The sequence below is a fragment of the Trinickia sp. LjRoot230 genome, assembly GCF_964253315.1.
Taxonomy (GTDB): Bacteria; Pseudomonadota; Gammaproteobacteria; order Burkholderiales; family Burkholderiaceae; genus Trinickia.
Window position 1 is genome coordinate 3,684,704 of the sequence record NZ_CAXUQX020000001.1, and the last position, 22,138, is coordinate 3,706,841.

18 protein-coding genes are annotated in these 22,138 nt (G+C 63.4%); 11 read left to right on the plus strand and 7 right to left on the minus strand.

Features of this window, described 5'->3' with window-relative positions; translation table 11 throughout:
• The first annotated feature begins 70 nt into the window (after positions 1 to 70).
• Positions 71 to 1,750, plus strand: coding sequence for an apolipoprotein N-acyltransferase (lnt, locus tag ACSQ20_RS16835; protein ID WP_436021905.1), 1,680 nt, complete (start codon positions 71 to 73; stop codon positions 1,748 to 1,750).
• Between the two features lie 82 nt (positions 1,751 to 1,832).
• Here lnt and ACSQ20_RS16840 read toward each other — a convergent pair whose 3' ends face one another.
• Positions 1,833 to 3,971, minus strand: coding sequence for a ShET2/EspL2 family type III secretion system effector toxin (locus ACSQ20_RS16840; RefSeq protein WP_436021907.1), 2,139 nt, complete (start codon positions 3,969 to 3,971; stop codon positions 1,833 to 1,835).
• A gap of 598 nt (positions 3,972 to 4,569) precedes the next feature.
• Here ACSQ20_RS16840 and glyQ point away from each other — a divergent pair.
• The 5 genes from glyQ (at position 4,570) to ACSQ20_RS16865 (ending at position 10,129) form a co-directional block, all read left to right on the plus strand.
• Positions 4,570 to 5,577, plus strand: coding sequence for a glycine--tRNA ligase subunit alpha (glyQ, locus tag ACSQ20_RS16845; protein WP_436021909.1), 1,008 nt, complete (start codon positions 4,570 to 4,572; stop codon positions 5,575 to 5,577).
• Between the two features lie 14 nt (positions 5,578 to 5,591).
• On the plus strand, positions 5,592 to 7,721 hold the full coding sequence (gene glyS / locus ACSQ20_RS16850; RefSeq protein ID WP_436021911.1) for a glycine--tRNA ligase subunit beta: 2,130 nt from the start codon (positions 5,592 to 5,594) through the stop codon (positions 7,719 to 7,721).
• Between the two features lie 84 nt (positions 7,722 to 7,805).
• A complete protein-coding gene (gmhB, locus tag ACSQ20_RS16855; RefSeq protein ID WP_436021913.1) occupies positions 7,806 to 8,363 on the plus strand; it encodes a D-glycero-beta-D-manno-heptose 1,7-bisphosphate 7-phosphatase in 558 nt (185 codons plus the stop codon).
• Between the two features lie 22 nt (positions 8,364 to 8,385).
• Positions 8,386 to 9,189 (plus strand): lysophospholipid acyltransferase family protein, encoded by an 804-nt coding sequence (locus ACSQ20_RS16860; RefSeq protein ID WP_436021915.1) that lies wholly within the window; start codon positions 8,386 to 8,388, stop codon positions 9,187 to 9,189.
• A 58-nt stretch (positions 9,190 to 9,247) separates the two neighbouring features.
• On the plus strand, positions 9,248 to 10,129 hold the full coding sequence (locus ACSQ20_RS16865) for a M48 family metallopeptidase (RefSeq protein WP_436021917.1): 882 nt from the start codon (positions 9,248 to 9,250) through the stop codon (positions 10,127 to 10,129).
• A gap of 44 nt (positions 10,130 to 10,173) precedes the next feature.
• On the opposite strand, the gene gloA is transcribed toward ACSQ20_RS16865, so the two are convergent.
• Positions 10,174 to 10,560 carry a lactoylglutathione lyase gene (gene gloA, locus ACSQ20_RS16870; RefSeq protein ID WP_436021919.1) on the minus strand — a complete coding sequence of 129 codons (387 nt, stop codon included), beginning with the start codon at positions 10,558 to 10,560 and terminating at the stop codon, positions 10,174 to 10,176.
• Between the two features lie 196 nt (positions 10,561 to 10,756).
• On the opposite strand from gloA, the gene ACSQ20_RS16875 reads away from it, so the two are divergent.
• On the plus strand, positions 10,757 to 11,710 hold the full coding sequence (locus ACSQ20_RS16875) for a DMT family transporter (RefSeq protein WP_436021921.1): 954 nt from the start codon (positions 10,757 to 10,759) through the stop codon (positions 11,708 to 11,710).
• A gap of 26 nt (positions 11,711 to 11,736) precedes the next feature.
• Here ACSQ20_RS16875 and rsmA read toward each other — a convergent pair whose 3' ends face one another.
• From rsmA to ACSQ20_RS16895, 4 genes are all read right to left on the minus strand, one after another.
• A complete protein-coding gene (gene rsmA / locus ACSQ20_RS16880; RefSeq protein ID WP_436021923.1) occupies positions 11,737 to 12,564 on the minus strand; it encodes a 16S rRNA (adenine(1518)-N(6)/adenine(1519)-N(6))-dimethyltransferase RsmA in 828 nt (275 codons plus the stop codon).
• Positions 12,565 to 12,656: 92 nt separating this feature from the next.
• Positions 12,657 to 13,685 carry a 4-hydroxythreonine-4-phosphate dehydrogenase PdxA gene (gene pdxA, locus ACSQ20_RS16885; RefSeq protein ID WP_436021925.1) on the minus strand — a complete coding sequence of 343 codons (1,029 nt, stop codon included), beginning with the start codon at positions 13,683 to 13,685 and terminating at the stop codon, positions 12,657 to 12,659.
• Between the two features lie 11 nt (positions 13,686 to 13,696).
• The gene (locus tag ACSQ20_RS16890) at positions 13,697 to 15,094 is read right to left on the minus strand and encodes a peptidylprolyl isomerase (RefSeq protein WP_436021927.1); all 1,398 of its coding nucleotides are present in this window, start codon (positions 15,092 to 15,094) and stop codon (positions 13,697 to 13,699) included.
• Between the two features lie 81 nt (positions 15,095 to 15,175).
• Positions 15,176 to 17,542: an LPS-assembly protein LptD gene (locus tag ACSQ20_RS16895; protein WP_436021929.1), complete on the minus strand. Its 2,367-nt coding sequence runs from the start codon at positions 17,540 to 17,542 to the stop codon at positions 15,176 to 15,178.
• On the opposite strand from ACSQ20_RS16895, the gene ACSQ20_RS16900 reads away from it, so the two are divergent.
• The 3 genes from ACSQ20_RS16900 to murU all read left to right on the plus strand — a co-directional run bounded on the left by ACSQ20_RS16900 (position 17,506) and on the right by murU (position 19,551).
• On the plus strand, positions 17,506 to 17,694 hold the full coding sequence (locus ACSQ20_RS16900; protein ID WP_436023252.1) for a hypothetical protein: 189 nt from the start codon (positions 17,506 to 17,508) through the stop codon (positions 17,692 to 17,694). The two genes, ACSQ20_RS16895 and ACSQ20_RS16900, sit on opposite strands and share 37 nt — an antisense overlap.
• 82 nt (positions 17,695 to 17,776) lie before the next feature.
• Positions 17,777 to 18,814 (plus strand): aminoglycoside phosphotransferase family protein, encoded by a 1,038-nt coding sequence (locus ACSQ20_RS16905; protein WP_436021931.1) that lies wholly within the window; start codon positions 17,777 to 17,779, stop codon positions 18,812 to 18,814.
• Positions 18,815 to 18,828: 14 nt separating this feature from the next.
• The gene (gene murU, locus ACSQ20_RS16910; protein WP_436021933.1) at positions 18,829 to 19,551 is read left to right on the plus strand and encodes an N-acetylmuramate alpha-1-phosphate uridylyltransferase MurU; all 723 of its coding nucleotides are present in this window, start codon (positions 18,829 to 18,831) and stop codon (positions 19,549 to 19,551) included.
• Positions 19,552 to 19,607: 56 nt separating this feature from the next.
• Here murU and ACSQ20_RS16915 read toward each other — a convergent pair whose 3' ends face one another.
• Positions 19,608 to 21,530 (minus strand): ABCB family ABC transporter ATP-binding protein/permease, encoded by a 1,923-nt coding sequence (locus tag ACSQ20_RS16915; RefSeq protein ID WP_436021935.1) that lies wholly within the window; start codon positions 21,528 to 21,530, stop codon positions 19,608 to 19,610.
• A gap of 214 nt (positions 21,531 to 21,744) precedes the next feature.
• Here ACSQ20_RS16915 and ACSQ20_RS16920 point away from each other — a divergent pair, with 214 nt between their 5' ends.
• Positions 21,745 to 22,137, plus strand: coding sequence for an acyl-CoA thioesterase (locus ACSQ20_RS16920; protein WP_436021937.1), 393 nt, complete (start codon positions 21,745 to 21,747; stop codon positions 22,135 to 22,137).
• Position 22,138: the final 1 nt, after the last annotated feature.

A 22,138-nucleotide genomic window follows, 5' to 3' on the forward strand; every position in this document is an offset into this window, starting at 1 on the left:
GCTTATACGCCCAAGCGCTGGCCCGCATCAATGATCCGTCTTGCTTTTAACCGCCATCGTCGCGTCACTCATGGTCGAATCGATTTCCTCCCGCGCGCGGCGCCACGCGCGCGCGGCGCCTGGCGCCACCCACGCGGCACGCCCCACGTTGTTTGACGCGCGCGCGCTGCCGCGCTGGCACTATCTGGTCGCGCTGGCCGCCGGCGCGCTGAACACGCTTTCGTTCGCGCCGACACCGCACGGCGGCTGGCTCGCACTCGCGCTGCTCGCCTTTCTTTACGCTTGGCTCACGCGCACGACGGGCTGGAAAAGCGCTGCGCTGACGGGCGGCGCATTCGGCTTCGGCAACTTCGTGACGGGTGTCTGGTGGCTTTACGTCAGCATGCACGATTACGGCGGCATGGCCGCGCCGCTGGCCGGCGCCGCCCTCGTGCTGTTCTCGCTCTATCTCGCGCTGTATCCGGCGCTGGCCGCGGGGCTGTGGTCGCGATGCGCCGCACGCGCCGATAGCGGGAGCGGGGACGCGGCACAGCGAGTGATGGCGGGCTGGTACAGCGCGCTCGCATTCGCCAGCGCCTGGGCGCTCGGCGAATGGCTACGCGGCACCGTTTTCACCGGCTTTCCGTGGCTGGCGAGCGGCTACGCGCAAGTCGACGGGCCACTCGCAGGCTTTGCGGCGCTGGGCGGCGTGTACGGCGTAGCTTGGATGGCGGCGTTGGCTGCCGCACTCGTCGTGCAGGCACTGCATGCGCTGATGATGGGTCAGGGGCGACGCCGGCCGGCTCTGCTGCCGGCGCTGGCCGCGTGCGCGCTGCTCGCGTGCGGCATCGCGCTCGCGGGCGTGAGTTGGACAACGCCGGCCGATGGGCCGCTGTCGGTGCGCATCCTCCAGGGCAACGTGAAGCAGGAGATGAAGTTCGACGAGGCCGGCGTCACGGCGGCCGTCGCGCTTTATCAACGAATGATTACGGAAAAACCGGCCGATCTGATCATCACGCCGGAGACCGCCGTGCCGCTGTTGCCGCAGCAGTTTCCCGAGCCGTTCGGCCGAGCGGTGCGCACATTCGCCGACAGCACCGGCTCGTCGATTCTGCTGGGCGGGTTTGGCGCCACCATTACGCCCGACGGCCGAATGATCGATCCGACCAACAGCCTCTTCGGCATCACCCCGAAGGTCAACCTGCTATACCGCTACGACAAACACCACCTCGTGCCGTTCGGCGAATTCGTCCCTTGGGGCTTTCATTGGTTCGTACAACTGATGAATATCCCGCTCGGCGATCTCGCGCGCGGCAAGCCGGTGCAGCCCGCGTTCCAGGTCCGCAACCAGCGTGTCGATGTCGATATCTGCTACGAGGACATCTTCGGCGAGGAAATCGCCCGCAATCTGCGCGAGGCGGCCAGGCCTGCGAGCATGCTCGTCAACGTCTCGAACCTGGCATGGTTCGGCAATACGATCGCGCTCGATCAGCATCTGCAAATGGCACGCATGCGCACGCTGGAGACCGGTCGGCCGCTCGTCGCCGCGACGAATACCGGCACGACGGCGGCCATCGATGCAAGGGGCCGCATCACGGCACGGCTGCCTGCATTGACGCTTGGATCGCTCGATGTCGCAGTACAAGGGATGACCGGCCGCACGCCTTACATCACGGCCGGCAACAGCGCGGTGTTGATCGGGTCGCTCGTGTTGCTGGCGCTTGGGTTTGTGCGCCGACGCCATCGGCGCGGCGGCGATGGTATTCGCTGAGTACAGCGACTGCATAGATCGCACTCATCGTGCTCGTGGACTTGTCGGTTCGCTTCGGTAGCGAAGCCTTCGCGGCGCGTCGCTAGCTTAAAAGCTCACGTGCCAAGTCTTCGCCGAGCCGCTCTCGTTCCTGCATAGCCCGAACGACATCATTGAATGCCGCTTGCACTGGCCCATGCCCGGCCGCTTTTGCTGCCTCGATGCCAGTGACGCCGTCGCCATTTTTTGCTTTAAGCAGATGCCCAATTTGTTCTTGCGACAAACGTTGGCCGGGTACGCCTAAGAGCAACTTGCCAAGCGCGCGAAATCGCTCGGCGTTGCCCCCCGTCAACGCATAATGCGCCGCCGGAATGTGGTCGGCGTCTTTCGCTTCCAACAACCGCATCAGTTCATCGGGCGTCGCCTCATCGGCGTGCCGCGGATCGCCGAGCGTCGCCTCCCAGGCCTCGATGGAGTCCGCGGAGGCAAACTGCATCATGGCGGAGAAACCGGGCGTACCGTCGTCAGCAATCGCGGTGAGGAAATTGATGTACTCGCCGTGCGTCAGGGCGCCCTCTTCTCGTGCTTTTATCGCTATCTCGCACAATGCGCGTATCGCACCGGCGCGATCGGAATCCATTGCACAATACAAGGCCGAGAAGCCCTCGTATGTTTGAACCAACACAGCCCTCGCATCCGTCGCGCTGATTCGTCCTGTCCGCCAAGCATCGAAGAAAATCCTGCCCCAGGCATCGATCACCGCCGCATGACCCGCGTCAGCCGCCAAGGTAAGAGATTTGATCTCAGCAGGATTGCGCGCAGTCAGCAGTTCGATGAACGTCTTGCCCGTCAGCCAGCCCGCTTCGAGCCCCTCGAGCGCTACCTCTCCATACGCCTCGACTGTCCCAACATGCCCCCCTGCCATCGCGAGCAAAAGACCGGGCCCGGACATGCTCCAACATCTGAGCATTTGCTGCTTTTCATACTTGCTGGGGCACCGAGCGACGGCTTCTCGTAACGTTGCAGCCGTCAGCGCCCCATGGTCGGACAACAAATGTATCCGATAGGGATCGGCGATATCGTCCGCACCGATGTACTCGCGCAATACCCGGGGGCCAGGGTCGTCGCTGAAGATCGGCTCCGTCATGGGGCGTTCATGAAAACTTTCGGGCACGGCAATGAAATGAGCGACTCCGTGGCTCATCAATTCTTGACCCGCATAAAAGCTCGGGCCAAAAGAATCGGCCACTTGCCCCGTCGACATCAGGGTCTCGATGCTCCACCGCCCGACTTGCTCCAAGTCGTCCTCGATGATCCGGCGACGCGTCGACGTCTCGTTGGGATCATAGAGCGAAGCAATGTAACGCTGGCCGCCTGGCGTCTGCCTGACAGCAAGCTCCAACGACATCACGTGCCGATCGCTGCTGATCAGAAAATGTCTCTGCCGCCCGGATGAGAGGCTCTCAAACTGGTCCTTCATGAACCGCCCCCACATCGCATGGGCAACAATAGCGGCTTCGGGAGCCTTCGTCGTTATCTCGACGAAACGCTTTCGCGCCGCAGGATCAACCGCTGCGGCAATCGCTTGCGCCGTACCCATCGTGCGTGCCCATTCATCAGCATATGACTCTGAGCCATTGGGCGCCGCGCGATGTGCCATCAAGCGGTGGACTTGGTGCGTCGCCAACTCCATGCACGAGATCCGCTCTTCTCCCCCTGGAAACATGGCCTGCAAGTTCAGATTTCGCTCGTCGATCCTGCCGTCGGGCCCCGCGGCGCGATAGGTGTGCCCGATGGCAGCTTCCGTCGTCGTCTCACCCGTTTGCGGATTCAGGTAGCGCGCCGTAACCTTGACCAAACTAGGTCCATCGCGCCGGTGGTACACCGTGGCCGTAGGGGATTGCGTCTGAACCGTGCGAACGCGCCCCGCACTTGCGTCCAGGTGGATCTGCTCTAGTCGGCAGTTGTCGGTCGCGAGCGTGTTTCCCAGAAATACGCCCACATAGAGATGCGTCAAGTTCTGCAGCGACGATACCCAGTGGGGCAAATTACGCAATCCCTCAGGCAAGCGCAGCGATGTGATGGCCGAGGCCGACGCGCCGTCGATTTCGGGAGGAGACGCAAAACAAGCATCGGCTGAAAGCACGCTCAAATCGAGTTCACGCCGCTCGGCACCCAGTGGTGAGCGGCCCTCGGCAGGCGCATCCGACGGCGGCGCTGGACGCTGGTGTGGCGGCGACACGCGCGCAGCGCCCTCCGTTGATTCAGGATCCCTGGCGCTGAAGCGAGCGCGCGGGCGTGATTGAGACAACGGTGCACCTTCGAGGCCTCGCAATTCGCGCAGATCCTCTCGAGGCTCGAGCCGCGAAGGAGATGGCAACGCGGCATCAATATCCCCGGGCTCGGAGTTTCGCGCTTGTATGGGCTGCGCCGTGGGTGGCAAGCGCCGTGAGATATCCGCCATATGCAACCTGGTACTCGCGTGGAAAAAACGCGATCTAGCGCGAAACCTACCATTCCGATCGCACACACGTGATATGTGCGCGACGAACTCGCCGCAGAAGCGAACTTCGTTATCGCAGCGCTTGGGATACCGTCATGCGTGACGCCGAGCTCGGCTCAGGTTGTCAGCGGGTTGATGTCGAAGCCCGAGTTGCCGTTCGCAAAAAGCCCGAGCGCGCCCCAATCCGGTAAAATTCATCGTTTTAGCAGCCGACGGCTGGTGCTTCGCGCCGGCCGCCCGCGTTCGCGCCACGAAAGGCGCCATCGGCGCGGCCGAAACCGAGAACCCCGGAACCGATATCCGGCTCCCTTAGCTGCCCCGCCGCAAAAGGCACGACATGCTCACGTTTCAGCAAATCATTCTGACGCTGCAATCCTATTGGGACCAACAGGGTTGCGCGCTCCTTCAGCCGATCGACATGGAAGTGGGCGCCGGCACGTCGCACGTCCACACGTTCTTGCGCGCCGTCGGCCCGGAGCCGTGGCGCGCCGCGTACGTCCAACCGTCGCGTCGCCCGAAGGATGGCCGCTACGGCAACAACCCCAATCGCCTGCAGCACTACTACCAGTATCAGGCCGTGCTCAAGCCGGCCCCCGAAAACATCCTCGACCTCTATCTCGGCTCGCTCGAGGCGCTCGGTTTCGATCTGAAGCAAAACGACGTGCGCTTCGTCGAAGACGATTGGGAAAACCCGACGCTCGGCGCCTGGGGCCTCGGCTGGGAGGTCTGGCTAAACGGCATGGAAGTCACGCAGTTCACCTACTTTCAACAAGTCGGCGGCCTCGACTGCAAACCCGTGCTCGGCGAAATCACCTATGGGCTGGAGCGGCTCGCGATGTACCTGCAAAAGGTCGAGAACGTCTACGACCTCGTCTGGACCGAATGGGAAGAAGCCGGCCCGAGCGGCCCCGAACTGCGCCGCCTGACGTATGGCGATGTCTATCATCAAAACGAAGTCGAGCAATCGACCTACAATTTCGAGCATGCCAACGTCGATCTGCTCTTCACGCTCTTTGCAAGCTACGAAGCGGAAGCCAAGCGCATGATCGACACGCAACTCGCGCTACCCGGCTACGAACTCGTGCTCAAAGCGGCTCACACGTTCAACCTGCTCGATGCGCGCGGCGCCATCTCGGTGACCGAGCGTGCCGCCTACATCGGCCGCATTCGCGCGCTGTCGCGTCTCGTCGCGCAAGCCTATTACGAATCGCGCGAAAAGCTCGGCTTCCCGATGCTCGGCAATCCCGTGCATGGCATGCGCGGCCTCACGACCGACGAGCAGGATGCCGCGCAGCCCGCATGGGCGCCGCCGCTCAAGGTCGAGCGCGCGATCGACGAGAAATGACGAGACACGACAAGATGAATCAAACCGCACACGCCACCCTGCTCGTCGAACTGCTGACCGAAGAATTGCCGCCCAAAGCGCTTGCGCGGCTCGGCGACGCTTTTGCCACCGGCCTCGTCGAACGGCTCGCCGCGCGCGAGCTGATCGACGGCGAACCGTCGTTCGAGCGCTTTGCCACGCCGCGCCGCCTGGCCGTCGTCATCAAGCATGTGCGCGCGGTCGCACCGCAAAAGCAGGTGCGCGAAAAAGTGCTGCCGGTCTCGGTCGCGCTCGATGAAAACGGCCGGCCCACCGCGCCGCTTGCCAAGAAGCTCGCGGCGCTCGGCTTTCCCGATATGACGATCGATCAACTCGAGCGCACGCAAGACGGTAAAGCCGAGTCGTTCTTTCTGCGCTATTCGGCCCCGGGCGCAACGCTTGCCGAGGGCTTGCAAGCCGCGCTCGACGAGGCGCTCGCCAAGCTGCCGATTCCGAAAGTGATGTCATACCAGCGCCCGGACGGCACGCCGGTGCAGTTCGTGCGCCCGGTTCAGCGGCTCACCGTGTTGCACGGCGAGGCCGTCGTTCCGGTCACCGCGTTCGGTATCGACGCCGCCGATACGACACTCGGCCACCGGTTCCTGTCCGATGGGCTCGTCGCGATACTCCACGCCGACGACTACGCGGCCACGCTTAAGGCCAAGGGCCACGTGATCGCGAACTTTGCCGAACGCCGCGAGCGCATCGTCACCCAGTTAGCCGCGCAGGCGGGAGGCGATGAAATCGTCATGCCCGATGCGCTGCTCGACGAAGTGACCGCACTCGTGGAATGGCCGGCCATCTACGCATGCCGGTTCGAGGACGAGTTTCTGCAAGTGCCGCAAGAGTGCCTGATTCTGACGATGCAGACGAATCAGAAGTACTTCGCGTTGACCGATTCGGAAGGCAAGCTGCGCTCGCGCTTTCTGATCGTCTCGAACATCGAGACCGCTACGCCCGGCGAGATCGTCGAAGGCAACGAGCGCGTGGTGCGGCCGCGCCTGGCTGACGCCAAGTTCTTCTTCGAGCAGGACAAGAAAAAGCCGCTCGACGCGCGCGTTCCACTGCTTGCGAACGTCGTCTATCACAACAAGCTCGGCTCGCAGCTCGCACGCGTCGAGCGCCTGGTGGCGCTGGCGGGCCTGATTGCGCCGCTGGTCGGTGCGAACCCGGTCAAAGCCGAGCGCGCCGCTTATCTCGCAAAAGCGGATTTGCTGACCGAGATGGTCGGCGAATTTCCGGAACTGCAAGGCACGATGGGCACGTACTATGCGCGCCACGACGGCGAGGACGAGGACGTCGCGCTTGCCTGCAGCGAGCATTATCGGCCGCGCTTTTCTGGCGATGCGCTGCCCTCCACGCGCGTGGGGACGACCGTCGCGCTGGCGGACAAACTCGAGACGTTGGCCGGCATCTGGGGCATCGGGCTCGTGCCGACCGGCGAGAAAGACCCATTCGCGCTGCGCCGCCACGCGCTGGGCACGCTGCGCATCCTGATTGAAAACGAACTGCCGATCGATCTGATCGAACTGCTGCGGGCTGCGTGCGGGACATTTGCGGCCTGCGCGGCCAACCAGCCGGTGGCCGACTCGACCGGCGCGCTCTACGCGTTCTTCATGGACCGCTTGCGCGGGCTCTTGCGCGAGCGCGGCTATGCGGCCGGCGAAATCGACGCCGTGTTGAGCCTCGAGCCGAAGCGGCTGGACGACATCGTTGCGCGTCTGGATGCCGTGCGCGAGTTCACGGCCTTGCCCGAAGCCGAAGCGCTGGCGGCCGCCAACAAACGGATTTCGAACATCCTCAGGAAGTCGGAGCGCGTCGTGACGCCTGCGCACGCCGGCGTCAAATCGAAGGTCGAAGCTCGGCTCTTGGTGGAGGACGCTGAAAAAGCGCTGAACATGCAACTCGACAAGGTGGCGCCGGCAGTTCAGTCTCAGCTTGCGAAGCGCGATTACACGCGTGCGCTGTCCGCACTTGCCGCGCTGCGCGAACCGGTGGACACTTTTTTCAACGACGTGATGGTGAATGCCGAGGACGAGGCGCTGCGCAATAATCGGCTCGCGCTGTTGGCCGCGTTGCATGCGCAGATGAATTGCGTCGCCGATATTTCGAAGCTGGCAGGCTGATGAACTACCCCCACGTTCACTTACGTTCACTGCCCCCCGAGGGGGCCTCAGCCCCCCCTTGGGGCGGCCCGGCGGGAGGCTGACATGACCTCCGCAAAAAAACTCGTCATCCTCGATCGCGACGGGGTCATCAACGTCGATTCCGATTCGTTTATCAAGTCGGCCGACGAATGGATCCCGATTCCCGGCAGTCTCGAGGCCATTGCGCGGCTCAATCATGCGGGTTATCGAGTGGTTGTCGCATCGAACCAGTCGGGTATCGGGCGAGGCCTGTTCGACATGGCCGCCCTGAACGCCATGCAAGCAAAGATGCAGCGAGCGGCCGCTGCCGTCGGGGGGCGCATCGACGCCGTGTTCTTCTGCCCGCACACGGCCGAGGACCAATGCGAATGCCGAAAACCGAAGCCCGGCCTGCTGAAGATGATAGCGGAGCGCTTCGAGGTCGATCCGGCTGCCACCCCCGTCGTCGGTGATTCGTTGCGCGATCTGCAAGCGGGTGCAGCCCTCGGCTTTCCCGTGCATCTGGTTTTGACGGGCAAGGGCCAAAAGACGCTGGCCGCCGGCGCGCTGCCCGAGGGCACTCGCGTTCATGACGACCTGAGAGCCTTTGCGCTCACGTTCCTCGCCGAACGCGACGAGTAAGTCCAACCGAATTACCATCCCGATGCGCTTTCTTCGTTCGCTTTTGCTTCTCGCCTTCCTGATCGTCTTCACGGCGCCCTACGCGACGGCCTGCTTCATCGCTTTTCCGTTTATGCGGGCCGACAAGCGTTACTGGATGGCCGTCGGCTGGTGCCGTTCGACGCTCGCCGTCGCGCGGTATCTGAACGGCATCCGCTATCGCGTCGAGGGGCGCGAGAATCTGCCGGACGGCCCGGCCGTGCTGCTGTCGAAGCATCAGTCGGCGTGGGAGACCATCGCTCTGCCGGCCTTGATGCCGCGCCCCCTTTGCTTCGTCTTCAAGCGTGAGTTGCTGTACGTGCCGTTCTTCGGCTGGGCACTCGGCATGCTGAAAATGGTGCACATCAACCGCAAGGAAGGTAAATACGCGTTCGCCTCCGTGGTGCAGCAAGGGCGTCGCCGCATGGCCGAAGGCGCCTGGGTCATCATGTTCCCCGAAGGCACCCGCACACCGGTCGGCAAGCAAGGCAAGTACAAGACCGGTGGCGCCCGTTTCGCGATCGACGCAGGTGCAAGTGTCGTGCCGATCGCGCACAATGCGGGTCATGTCTGGCCGCGCAATTCGTTCTTCAAGTATGCGGGTGTCGTGACGGTTTCGATCGGCAAGCCGATCGAAACAGCGGGGCTTTCCCCGGAGGAAGTGAATACGCGTGTCGAGACATGGATCGAAGCCGAGATGCGCCGCATCGATCCCGATGCATATGGCGGGACCGGCGGCAATAGCGGTGGCGACGCCGGCGCAAAACAGCCGAAGCCGGCCCGCTCCGCAAAAGCAGCACCTATTTGATCAGTGGGCCGCACGTGCTCGCCTAAGCAGTAGACGCGTTATCGATCGACAGAACCCGATGCCCAAGCAGCCTGCCACGCCGCGTTTTACCAAAGCGCTCGATAACCGGCAGCTCGATTTGCCGCTTTTTGCCGAGCCGCCGAGCGATGTCGCCACGCCGACGCAGACGCCGACGGCGGCACCCGTGCCTCCCGACGCCACGCGGCTCGCGCCCGGCGCCAAGCCGCGCCGCCTGACATTGAACGGGCACACGCTCGAATATGGTCTCAGGCGCTCGGCGCGGCGCACGATCGGCTTCGCGATCGATGGCAGCGGCCTGACGATCACCGCCCCGCGGTGGGTCACGTTAGCCGATATCGAAGCGGCCATCGCCGGCAAGGAACGTTGGATTCTGGCAAAACTGGCCGAATGGCAAACGCGCACCGAACAGCGCGCGCTGCCGCGCATCGAGTGGTGCGAGGGCGCGCAGATTCCTTACCTCGGCAAACCGGTGACGGTCACACTCGCATCGCCACATGCGGCGCTGTTGTTTGACGCCGACGCGGCGTCGCTCTCGCTTCCCTTACCTGCACACGCCGACGCCCAGCAGATCAAAGACCGCGTGCAAAGTTGGCTGCAACACGAAGCGCGGCGCGTCTTCGGGGAACGGCTCGAGGTCTACGCCCAAAAACTCGGGGTGGCGTTCGCGGGCTACGCGTTATCGTCGGCCGCGACGCGCTGGGGCAGCTGTTCGAGCGACGGACGTATCCGGCTCAACTGGCGGCTCATTCACTTTCCTCTCGGCGTGCTCGATTACGTAGTCGCCCACGAACTCGCCCATTTGCGCGAAATGAATCACAGCCCGCGCTTTTGGCAGACCGTCGAATCGATCTTCCCCGAATTTCGCGAAGCACGACACACACTCAAGCATCATCCGCCGGAACTGCTGCCCGCGCTCTGAACGGCGTCATCGGCGCGGTTCAAACAACACACCGAAACACGCACTCAGCGCTTGTGCTGAATGAACTCGATCTTGTAGCCGTCCGGGTCGACGATGAATGCAATCACGGTCGTACCATGCTTCATCGGACCCGGCTCGCGCACGACCGTACCGCCTTGCGCCTTGATCTTTTCGCAAGCCGCATAGGCGTCATCGACCTCGATTGCGAGATGGCCGAATGCGTTGCCGAGCTCGTAGGCCCTCGTGTCCCAATTGTGGGTGAGTTCGAGCACGGTTCCTGCGCTTTCGTCCGTGTAGCCGACGAATGCCAGTGTGAAACGCCCTTCGGGATAGTCTTGCCGGCGAAGCACCTTCATGCCCAGCAATTGCGTGTAAAAAGCGATCGAACGATCGAGATCGCCGACTCGCAGCATCGTATGCAATAAACGCATTATTAGCCTCCCGTTTTTTGAGAAAAGTGAACCGGCCAGATCAGCGCTGACTGCGCTTATCGCCTCGCTAGCAGCGGTTTCGCGCAATGGCCAGCGCGAAACACAACATTTTGATATGTTACGCGGCATCCGGCCTGCGCACCTTGCGCCAGCCGCCGTCCCCGCTCACGACGCCGCGCCTTTTGCCGATCCAACGATGAACACCTCGACCGCTCCTATCTCTGCCCCGTCAGCGCCCTCTATACGCCGCGCGCCGGACGGTTTCGCCATGGTCGTGATGCTCGTGCTATGCGCGATCTGGGGCTTCCAGCAAGTCGCCATCAAATCGACGAACGGCCTCGTAGGCCCGTTGCTGCAAGCGGGCGTGCGCTCGGCCATCGCAACGGTGCTTGTCTGGGGCTGGGCGCGCGCCCGCGGCACGCCGCTCTTTCGCGCGGACGGCACGCTTGGGGCCGGCTTGCTCGCCGGCCTGCTGTTCGCCGGCGAGTTCGTCTGCATTTTCCTCGGACTCACGTTGACGAGCGCTTCGCGCATGGCGGTGTTCCTCTACACAGCGCCCTGTTTCACGGCGCTCGGCCTGCACGTATTTGTGCCGGGCGAGCGGATGAGGGCCCTGCAGTGGCTCGGCGTGACGGCTGCGTTCGGCGGCATTGCCCTCGCATTCGCAGACGGCTTCACACGCCCGCCGGCCCCCGGAACATCGATGCTCGCGGGCGTGGCCGGCGACGCGCTGGGCGTGTTGGCCGGTGCGCTATGGGCCGCGACAACCGTGGTCGTGCGCGCGACCTCGCTCTCGCATGCCAGCGCCAGCAAGACACTTTTTTATCAATTGGCCGTTTCAGCCGCGGTGCTTGTCGCCCTCGCGCTGATACGGGGCGAAGGGCATGCTGCGCAAGTGACGCCGCTCGTCGTGGCCAGCCTCGCCTATCAGGCGGTGATCGTCGCCTTCGTCAGCTACTTGACCTGGTTCTGGCTGCTCACGCGCTATACGGCGTCCAAGTTGTCGGTGTTTTCGTTTCTCACGCCGCTTTTCGGTGTGGGTTTCGGCGTGCTGCTGCTTGCAGAATCTTTCAGCGTGCGCTTTTTGATCGCGTCGATGCTTGTGTTGGCGGGCATCGTACTCGTCAACGTGCCGGCGCGCCGCAATTGAGCCCCAGCCCGCTGACTGACCTCACGTCATCCCGCATCGCCCGCCGGCACCACCAACTGCGCCACGCGCACGTATTCATCGACCGGCACATCTTCGGCGCGACGCGCCAAGTCGAAACCGAGCGCGTCGAAGTCGACCCGGTCGCGATAAGCCGCAAGCGTGTTGCGCAGCATCTTGCGGCGCTGGGAAAACGCGGCCGTCACGAGTTCGCCGAATACCCGTTCGTCGACTGACGGACGTTCGCTGGGCGCATAGGGAATCATCCGCACGATCGCCGAATCGACCTTCGGCGGCGGCTGAAACGACTCGGGCGGCACGTCCAGCAGCTTGTCCATTGAATAGCGATGCTGGAGCATGACTGACAAGCGTCCGAACGCCTTCGTACCGGGCTCGGCCACCATCCGCTCGACGACTTCGTTTTGCAGCATGAAGTGCTGATCGACGACGATCGGCGCGCAGGCCATCAGGTGAAAAAGCAGCGGGCTCGAGATGTTGTAAGGCAGATTGCCGACGATCCGCAGTGTGGGCCGCTCGGCTGTCTCGACGAGCGAAGCGAAATCGAACGCCAGTGCATCGGCCGCGTGCAGCGCCAGGCGCTCGCCAAAGGTCTCATGCAACCGGGCGATCAGGTCGCGATCGAGCTCCACTGCGTGCAGCGGCGAGCCCGGCGCCGCAATGTGCTCGATCAACGGCCCGGTCAGCGCGCCGAGGCCCGGGCCGATCTCGACCATGCGTTCGCCGCGCACGGGGCGAATCGCGCTGATGATCGAATCGATGATGCCCATATCGACGAGGAAGTTCTGACCGAAGCGCTTGCGCGCGAAATGGCCCTGGTGCTGTCTGCTGGTGGACATTGCGTCGTAAAACGTAAAAAAGCGCGGAAAGGAAAATCGAACCAAACGGAAACGAGCGGCGGCGTAACTTGAAGTGAGGCTTGGGCTCAGGCTCAGCCGCCCCGCCGGTTTCGTGCCATCGACACCGCCGTATCGATGGCGGCGATCAGGCTGCCGGCATCGGCGCGGCCTGTGCCGGCCAAGTCGAGCGCCGTTCCATGATCGACCGAAGTGCGGATAATCGGCAAGCCGAGCGTCACGTTCACGCCGGTGCCGAACGTCGCATATTTGAGCACCGGCAAGCCCTGATCATGAAACATCGCCAGCACACAATCCGCTTGGTCGAGATAGCGCGGCTGAAACAGCGTATCGGCCGGATAGGGGCCGCGCGCATCGATTCCGCGCTTGTCCGCCAGCGTCAACGCGGGAGTAATCACGTCGATTTCCTCGCGGCCGAGATAGCCATTTTCGCCCGCATGAGGATTGAGGCCCGTGACGAGAATGCGCGGCACCGGCAAGCCGAAATCGCGCCGCAAATCGTGGTCGATGATCGCAAGCGTCTCGACGAGGCCGTCGATACTCAGCGCTGCCGGCACGTCCTTGAGCGGCACGTGCGTCGTTGCGAGCGCCACGCGCAGCGGGCGCGTGCCGGTGCCCGCGAGCATCATCACGACGCGCGGCGCACCGGTGCGCGCCGCCAAGTACTCGGTGTGACCGGTGAAGGGCACGCCGGCGTCGTTGATCGTGCTCTTTTGCAGCGGCGCAGTGACGATCGCATCGAACGAGCCCGCCAGCGCGCCGTCGATCGCACCATCGAGCAGGCCGAGGACATAGCGTCCGTTCGCCGGATCCAACCTGCCTGCGACCGCTGCGGCAGCCAGCGGGCAATGGACCACTTGCACGCGTGCGGCACTGCCTGCACCCGCCGTACCTACCACACCCGTAGCAAGCACGGCCCAATCGACGCCCACCACTCGCGCGCGCGCCGCCATCAGCGCCGCATCGCCGAACACCGTGAATCGCGCGTCGGGCCAGTGCGCCGCGGCACCCGCGAGCGCCATCGCCGTCAGTTCCGGACCAACGCCGGCGGGCTCGCCGGTCGTGATCGCGATCTGCAGCGGGGGGCGCGACGCGCTTGTCATGGCTTATCGGCTCATTGCTGCGCGAGCGAGCCGCCCGCTTTGTATTCGACGTAGGCCGAGTCGCGCAACTGGCGCAGCCAGTCGGCGTAGGCTTGCTCGGCCTTGCGCTGGCCGATCGCCTGCCGAGCGAGGTCCATCTGCTGCTGAATCGAGCCAGTCGCGTCGCGCCGCCCCAGCACCTGGACGACGTGATACCCGTATTCGGTACGCACCGGCATGCTCACTTCGCCGTCTTTCAGATTGTTCATTGCCCGCTCGAACTCGGGCACTGTCTCGCCGGGGCTGATCCAGCCGAGGTCGCCGCCTTGCGAGGCCGAGCCGTCTTGTGAATAGGAACGGGCAAACTTCGCGAAATCCCCGCCGGCTTCGACCTGCTGACGGATCTTGAGCGCTTCCTCGCGGGCCTGCAGCTCGGACACGCCACCCTGGCCAACGCGCAGCAGGATATGGCGCACGTGCGTCTGCACGAGCTTGGGGGCGTCGCCGACCGAGCCACCCACGCCGGTGCGGCGATCGACGAGGCGCACGATCTCAAAACCGCTCGCCGTCCGAATGAGGTCGGGACTCAGCTCGCCCGGGCGCAATTGCGACGACGCCTTCACGAACTCCTCGGGCAGCTTCGAAGGCGACAAAAAGCCGAGATCGCCGCCTTTTTTGGCGTCGTCAGCCTGCGATTCGTCCTTCGCGAGCGACTCGAACTTCGCGCCACCTTTGGCGCGATCGAGAATCGCCTGGGCCTTTTTCTGCGCAGCCGCGAGCGCGTCTTGCGAGGCATCGTCCGGCACCTTGACGAGAATGTGCTCGATGCGCAGGTCCTGTTGCGCCTTCGCGTCCGGCCCGCGCTGGCTGGCGATGTAGTTCGCGACTTCCGCATCGGATACGGTGATCTTGCTGTCCACTTCGCGCTCGCGCAGCTTCGAGAGCGTCAGCTCGGTGCGCGCGTCGTTCGTAAATACGGACCACGGCACCCCTTGCGCTTCCAGACGCGCACGATACATCTCGATCGGCATGTTGTTCGCCTGGGCAAGACGCTGTAGCGTGGCCTGCACGGCGGCGTCGTCGATCGTAATGCCGTCTTCCTTCGCACGTTGCAATTGAACGCGCTCGAGCACCATTTGATCGAGCACTTGGCGCGTCAGCTGATCCGCCGGCGGCACGGGCGCGTTTTGCTGCCGCAGCCGACGCGTGATCAGATCGACACGCGTTTGCAACTCGCGCTCGGTGATGACGTCGTCGTTGACCACCGCGGCGACGGAATCCACCGCCTGCGCGCTGCGGGCGCGCGGCGCGGCTTGCGCACCTTGCCCGGTCAGCGCCTGAGCCAGGGCCGGCTGCGCCGGCACGAGGACGAGAGCGGCGCCGATACCGGCCGCGAGCATTGCCAAGCGTTGCATATTCGTGATTGCCACAGCTACTCCATTCATATCGGGCCGTCTAACGCCTGCCCTGCCCCGTTGTGCGGGATGCATGCTGCGCATACCCGCCGTGTCTCATTGATAATCGGAAAACTGGGAAAGTGGCGGTTCGGGCGGCGGCGGCGGCATATAGCCGGCCACGCTGGCCCTGAACGCCGCGGTCAGTCCGTTGTCGACCTTCGACAGCCCCTTTAACGTCAATTGCGCGAGCACGCGCGTGGCGGTGTGCGCTTGATTCGTCGATGTCAAACCGCTCGCATAGCGCTGCAGACCGACGCCGAGCGTCCAGCAATCGGCATCGTATTGTAAGCCTACGAGCCCGTCGACAAGGCGGTGTCCGACCATGTCGTAGTTGGCTCGCCCGACCCCATAAAGCCGCCGCGTGATGGGCCATTCCCCTGAAATCAGGAACTGGTTGATCGGCTGGTTGCTGAGCGTCGGGTTGGCCCGTGTATAGCGATAGGCCACGTTGATGACCTTGCGCGCGTCCGGGCTGAAGCCAAAACCGATACTCGAGCGCACGAGCTGGTTCTGGTCCGCATTATATTGGAACGCCGTTTCCGAGGCGAAACCGGCACCGAGCTTGATGGCCGCGCCGGCAATCAGGTCCGAATGGCTCGCCGCCGACGGCACGGTGGTCGAATCGAGCGTAACACGCTGATCGCGGAAATAGTATTGCTGCGCAATCACGAAACGCGCCCGCTCATCGCCCGTCGACGGATTGATGAAGCGCGTGGTGAGCCCGGCGGTGATGCGGTTCGCGTCCGCGATACGGTCGTTGCCGACGAACGTGTTCGGCGTAAAGATTTCCGCCAAACCGAAGTCGGACTCCGCCGTATCGAAAAGCGGCGCGGCGTTCTGATTGCGGTACGGCGTATAGACGTAGTAGATCCGCGGCTCCAACGTCTGAATATAGTCTTCACCGAAAAGCCGTATCGAACGTTCGAAAATCAGCCCGGTGTCGAAGCTGACGGTCGGAACGGATTCGGTGAAATTCTTGGGCTGCCCGGCAGGCGCACCAACGCCGATATTCGACAAGTTGTACGACGCGAAGTGCATCTGCACTTTGGGCACCGCGAAGTAACCCGGACCGATGAGCCCGTACGAAACGTACGGGTTGAACATCACCCGATCGCCTTCCGTCGCGTTGTCGGCCGTAATACGAAAGCGGGTGAAATCGCCTTCCACGCCGTAGTCGAAGCCGCCGACGTTGTACTTCGTGTATTTGACGTTCAACTGCGGCTCGCGCCCATAGGGCGTCGATGCGCTCGAGAGCGATTGCCAATGCTGCTCACGCGCGAGCACCGACCACGGACCGTTCGTGTAGGTGAGGCCGGCTTCTTGCTGATAGACGATTTGCGTACCCACGAGGAACTGGCTGGTACTCGACGCCAGGTCCTGCGAGTAGGTGTCGTCCGACACCTTGTTGTAGTTGATGTAAGCGCCAAACCCGCTGCCGAGATTCTGGCTGTGTCGCCAATAGATCGCGTAACGGTCACGATGCTTGATGGCATCGTTCGGCAGATACTCGCCCGTGAACGTGCCCGCGTAAGTCGGCGAAAGATAACGGAACGTCGCTTGCGTTTGCACGCCGCGCTTCGAGAGATACCGTGGTGTCACGGTCAAATCGCGATTGGGCGCGATGTTGAAGTAATACGGCTGCGCGAATTCGATGCCGTTGGTCGAGCCCATCGAGAAAACCGGCGGCAACAGCCCGCTGCGCCGCTCACCGCTCAACGGAAACGACAACCAGGGGCTCGCGAAGATCGGCACGCCCTGAAAGAACAGCACGCCGTTGTGCGCGACGCCCTCGTCCGCTCCCGTATCGAAATCGAACGTCGAACCGCGAATGTACCAGGCAGGGTGTGTCTCGCACTGGCACGCCGTGTACGTACCGTCCGTGAACACCGAGCGCTCGCTGTCGAGCAGCTCGACGCGTTTCGCGCTGCCGGAGCCGCCGCGTATCGCAAAGTGATATTTCGGCGCGGGCATGTAGCCCTGGTTCGCTTCGACTCTGATATGCGCTTCGGGGCCGGCGAACAGCACGCCATTATTGACGAGGCGCACGTTGCCGTAGGCGTCGGCGGTGTCCGTGTCCTGATCGTAATGAAGCGCGTCGGCTTTGACAACCGATACGTTACGGCGCACCTCGGCGGCGCCCTTGGCCGCGAGATCGCGTTCGGTCGTGCCGCTCGTGTGATCGCCGAGCACGAATGTGGCCGCGGCGGTGCCCGGCGCGAGCGGATGCGCTTCGATCTGCGGCGCGAGCCGCAAACCCCAAGGCGCGTCGATCTGTTGCGGCAGCGCCGCCGCTCCGGTCAATTGTGCGTGCGAAACCGCCGGCATCAGGCCCGGCACGGCGATTAGCGCCGCGGCGAGACGGCTCACGCGCGGCGCGCAATCGCATGAGGAAATCGTTCGAAGAAGCTGTCTGGGCGGCATGTATCGATTGGCGAATCGGCCCGGCAACCGGCACGGGCGCCGGTCGCACGGAGTGCACCCGCCGCTTGCGGCATGGCGGTCTCGTCGCGCGCGAGCAAACGGTATTCGGCTCACTCGGCGTACGGGACGACGGGCGGTCCAAAGGACCGTGACAGGACCGTGCAAAAGCTGGCACGGAGCGCATCGTAAAAGTCGTCGGGTATTATATGGCAAGACGTTTTGCCTTCCTCCTTTATGACGAACACTTCCCCCGCCGACGCCCGTCTCGAATTGCTCGGCGAATGGCTGCGCACTCACGCGGCGCGCCATGCGTTAGACCTTGCCACGCTTAGCTCCGCTTCGGCCGACGCCAGCTTTCGTCGCTATTTCCGGCTAGCGAGTGCCGGCCCGGACGGGCCAACGCTGATTGCCGTGGACGCCCCACCGCCCGAAAAGTGCCGCGAGTTCGTTCAGATTGCCGAGTTGCTGGCACGCGCTGACGTGCACGTGCCCCGCGTGCTCGAATGCGATCTCGAGCGCGGTTTCATGCTGCTCACCGATCTCGGCACGCGGCCTTACATCGACTCGCTCGACGCGAACGACCCGCAAGCGGCACGCGCGCTAATGCGCGACGCGCTCGATGCGTTGATCCGCTGGCAAGCGAGTTCGCGCGAAGGCGTGTTGCCGGTGTTCGATGAAGCGTTCTTGCGTCGCGAGATGGAGTTGATGCCCGAGTGGTATATCGGCCGCCACCTTGGCCGCGAGGTCGACGAGCGCATACGCGGCGTGCTCGATCGCACTTATGCGCTGTTGATTGCGAGCGCGCGGGCGCAGCCGCAGGTCTACATGTTGCGCGACTTCATGCCGCGCAATCTGATGATTTGCGAGCGCAACCCCGGCGTGCTCGACTTCCAGGACGCCGTGTACGGGCCGATCACCTACGATGTCGCGTCGCTGTTGCGCGACGCGTTCATCAGCTGGGACGAGGCATTCGAGCTCGATTGCTTCGCTTACTACTGGGAGCATGCGAAAAAAGCGGGGCTGCCCGTCGATGCCGATTTCGGCGAGTTTTATCGCCAGATCGAATGGATGGGGCTGCAACGGCACATCAAGGTACTCGGGCTGTTCGCGCGGCTCAATCACCGCGACGGCAAATCACGCTACCTCGCCGACCTGCCGCGCTTTATCGGTTACGCACGCAAGGTCAGCGCGCGCTACCGGCCGCTCGGGCCATTCGCGCGGCTCATCGACGAACTCGATGGCCAGGCGGCAGACGTCGGCTACACGTTTTGACAACACCGTACCCGATGCCTCTACTTCTCACGACCGCGATGATCTTCGCGGCGGGCCGCGGCGACAGAATGCGCCCGCTCACCGATACCTGTCCGAAGCCGCTGCTTCCGGCGGGCGGCAAGCCGCTCATCGTCTGGCAGATCGAACGGCTCGCAGCGGCGGGCTTTCGAACGATCGTCATCAATCATGCGTGGCTTGGCAACGCTATCGAGGCCGCGCTTGGCGACGGCTCGCGCTGGGGCGTGCGCATCGCTTACTCGGCCGAAGGCGCCGCGCTCGAAACGGCGGGCGGCATCGCGCAGGCACTGCCGCTGCTCGAAGATGGCGGCCGCGCTTCGATCTTCGCGGCGGTGAGCGGCGATATTTACTGCGGTTTCGACTATGCGCGGCTCCATGCTCAGGCGCCGCGGCTCGCCGCGATGAACGAGCCCGGCATGCATCTCGTCATGGTCCCGAACCCGCCGTTTCATCAAACCGGCGACTTCGCGCTCGCTGCCGGACAACTCGCCATCGAGGGCGCGCCGCGCTATACGTTCGGCAATATCGGGTTGTACGACACGCGAATGTTTCGCAGCCTTGCTCCGGGCGAACGGTGCGCGCTCAAGCCGTTTTATCGCGCGACGATTGCGGCAGGGCGCGCGAGCGGCGAACTCTATGAAGGGCAGTGGGATAACGTCGGTACGCCGGAGCAATTGCGTACGCTGGATCTCCGTTTAACGAAGGCGGGTTTGGTTTGAACCCGCATCAATAGTCAGCGAAAGCAAGCATCAGCCGCAAGACGCTGACAACCAACCTAGCTCAGCGTGCTTTTAACGGCACCGTCGGCCTGAGCCGCCTCGGCCGTTGCGTCGCTCCGGTGCGCCGCGCGCTGCTGCAGCGCCCACATCTGCGCAAACGCACCGCCCGCGGCCAGCAGTTGCGCATGCGTGCCGCGCTCGACGATACGCCCGCGGTCCATCACAATGATCTGGTGCGCATGAATGACGCTCGAGAGCCGATGCGCGATCACAAGCGTCGTGCGCCCACGCGCGATCTGATCGAGTTCCGCCTGGATCGCTCGTTCGGAGTGTGAATCAAGGGCCGATGTGGCTTCGTCGAACACGAGGATCGGCGGGTCTTTGAGCAGCGTGCGGGCGATGGCGACGCGCTGCTTTTCTCCGCCCGAGAGCTTGAGCCCACGCTCGCCGACGGGTGTGTCATAGCCCAACGGCAAACCTTCGATGAAATCATGAATGTGCGCTGCGCGCGCCGCCGCGATGACTTGCTCGCGCGCCGCCGACGGGCGGCCGTAAGCGATGTTGTAGTAGATCGTATCGTTAAACAGCACCGTATCCTGCGGCACGATGCCGATGGCCTGGCGCAGCGAGTCTTGTGTCACGTCGCGAATGTCCTGAGCGTCGATCGTGATCGCGCCGCCCGTGTCCCGCTGCAAATCGTAAAAGCGAAACAGCAGCCGCGCGAGCGTCGATTTTCCCGCACCGCTCGCCCCGACGACCGCCGTCGTGGTACCAGCCGCGATCGCAAAGTTCAGATCGAACAAAATCTGCCGCGACGGCTCGTAGGAAAACGATACGTTTCGGAACGCCAGTTCGGCACCGCGCACCGCGAGCGCAGGCGCACCCGGCACATCGGGAATCTCGCGCTCGGCGCCCAACAGCGTGAACATCCGGTCCATGTCGGTGAGCGCCTGTTTGAGCTCGCGATAGACGACGCCGAGAAAGTTCAGCGGAATATAAAGCTGCAGCATGAACGTGTTGATCAACACCAGATCGCCGAGCGTAAGCCGCCCGGCCATCACTCCCGAAGTCGCGCGCCAGAGAATAAAGACAAGCCCCGCACCAATGATCGTCTGTTGGCCGAAATTCAGAACCGATAGCGAATTTTGCGATTTGATGGCCGCAGCCCGGTAGCGCTTGAGATTCTCGTCATAGCGCATCGCCTCCCATTCCTCGTTACCGAAATACTTGACCGTTTCGTAGTTGAGCAGCGAATCGACCGCGCGCGAGTTTGCGCGCGAATCAAGCTCGTTCATCGTGCGGCGAAAGTGCGTACGCCATTCCGTCACTTTGACCGTGAAGACGATGTAAGTAACGAGCGCGATCAGCGCCACCACCGCGTAGTACGCCTCGTACTTGACGATAAAAAAGCCAAGGACGAGCCCCACTTCGACGAGCGTCGGCAAAATGCTGTAAAGCGAGTACGAAATCAACTGCTGAATGCCGCGGGTGCCGCGCTCGATATCGCGCGACATGCCGCCCGTTTGCCGCTCGAGATGAAAGCGCAGCGACAGCGCATGCAAATGGCGAAACACCTTGAGCGCGAGTTCACGCACGGCGCTTTCCGTCACCTTCGAAAAGAAGATTTCGCGCAACTCGGTGAAAAGCGACGTCGAAAGCCGGGCGACCGCATACGCCACGACAAGCAGCCCGACGCCGCCCGCGAGGACGATGGCCGGCTCGTGTGCGGCACGGCTGAGCGCCGTTAACTGCCGCATCGATACCAGCGAATCGACAATATGCTTCATCACGATAGGCACGCCGAGATTGGCGACCTTCGCGCCAAGCAGGCACGTCAGCGCAAGCGCGACGCGCCCTTTGTAAGCGGCGAGATAAGGCAGCAGCGAGAGAATCGTCTGCCAATCGCGACCTCGGCGGGATGCGCCACCCGGCGCATTCGGGGCAGGAGCAAGTTCGCGCGAAGCGGAATAACGACGCATGAGTTCGGCCAAAGACAAGCCGTGGTGACGGCGGTTCAAAAAGCGGCGGGCGGCGAACGTGCATCGGGCGAGGACCAAGCCTCGGGCAACCCGTGGCCGACACACCGCGCCGGGCATTTGCCCGTACAATCCCAAAACTCGTTTATTGTCGCAGAACCAGGCCGCGCGCGTTGGCCGGCCCGGCCTTCGCGGCTTTCCACTTCACGGTACCGTTATGACCTCCCCTCTGCTCCCGCAAAAGGCCTGCGCGCTGCGTGTCGTGCCGCAACCGGCAGACGCCAATGTTCACGGCGACGTGTTTGGCGGCTGGATCATGGCGCAGGTGGACATCGCCGGTTCGATTCCGGCGAGCCGGCGCGCGAACGGCCGCGTCGCCACCATCGCGGTCAACTCGTTCGTTTTCAAGCAACCGGTGTTCGTCGGCGATCTGCTCAGTTTCTACGCGGATATCGTGAAAACCGGCAATACGTCGGTGACGGTCGACGTCGAGGTATTCGCGCAGCGGATGAGCCTGACGGAGGAAGTCGTGAAAGTCACCGAGGCAACGCTCACCTACGTCGCCACCGATCACAACCGCCGCCCGCGCAAGCTGCCCGATCTGGCCTGAG

Excerpts from the sequence above, each read along its gene's own strand:
- ACSQ20_RS16875 (WP_436021921.1), top strand. The coding sequence starts at position 10,757 with ATGAACACCTCGACCGCTCCTATCTCTGCCCCGTCAGCGCCCTCTATA.
- pdxA (WP_436021925.1), bottom strand. The coding sequence starts at position 13,685 with ATGACAAGCGCGTCGCGCCCCCCGCTGCAGATCGCGATCACGACCGGC.
- ACSQ20_RS16900 (WP_436023252.1), top strand. The coding sequence starts at position 17,506 with ATGAGGAAATCGTTCGAAGAAGCTGTCTGGGCGGCATGTATCGATTGG.
- murU (WP_436021933.1), top strand. The coding sequence starts at position 18,829 with ATGCCTCTACTTCTCACGACCGCGATGATCTTCGCGGCGGGCCGCGGC.
- lnt (WP_436021905.1), top strand. The coding sequence starts at position 71 with ATGGTCGAATCGATTTCCTCCCGCGCGCGGCGCCACGCGCGCGCGGCG.
- glyS (WP_436021911.1), top strand. The coding sequence starts at position 5,592 with ATGAATCAAACCGCACACGCCACCCTGCTCGTCGAACTGCTGACCGAA.
- ACSQ20_RS16865 (WP_436021917.1), top strand. The coding sequence starts at position 9,248 with ATGCCCAAGCAGCCTGCCACGCCGCGTTTTACCAAAGCGCTCGATAAC.
- ACSQ20_RS16895 (WP_436021929.1), bottom strand. The coding sequence starts at position 17,542 with ATGCCGCCCAGACAGCTTCTTCGAACGATTTCCTCATGCGATTGCGCG.
- ACSQ20_RS16860 (WP_436021915.1), top strand. The coding sequence starts at position 8,386 with ATGCGCTTTCTTCGTTCGCTTTTGCTTCTCGCCTTCCTGATCGTCTTC.
- rsmA (WP_436021923.1), bottom strand. The coding sequence starts at position 12,564 with ATGTCCACCAGCAGACAGCACCAGGGCCATTTCGCGCGCAAGCGCTTC.
- glyQ (WP_436021909.1), top strand. The coding sequence starts at position 4,570 with ATGCTCACGTTTCAGCAAATCATTCTGACGCTGCAATCCTATTGGGAC.
- gloA (WP_436021919.1), bottom strand. The coding sequence starts at position 10,560 with ATGCGTTTATTGCATACGATGCTGCGAGTCGGCGATCTCGATCGTTCG.
- ACSQ20_RS16920 (WP_436021937.1), top strand. The coding sequence starts at position 21,745 with ATGACCTCCCCTCTGCTCCCGCAAAAGGCCTGCGCGCTGCGTGTCGTG.
- ACSQ20_RS16905 (WP_436021931.1), top strand. The coding sequence starts at position 17,777 with ATGACGAACACTTCCCCCGCCGACGCCCGTCTCGAATTGCTCGGCGAA.
- ACSQ20_RS16915 (WP_436021935.1), bottom strand. The coding sequence starts at position 21,530 with ATGCGTCGTTATTCCGCTTCGCGCGAACTTGCTCCTGCCCCGAATGCG.
- gmhB (WP_436021913.1), top strand. The coding sequence starts at position 7,806 with ATGACCTCCGCAAAAAAACTCGTCATCCTCGATCGCGACGGGGTCATC.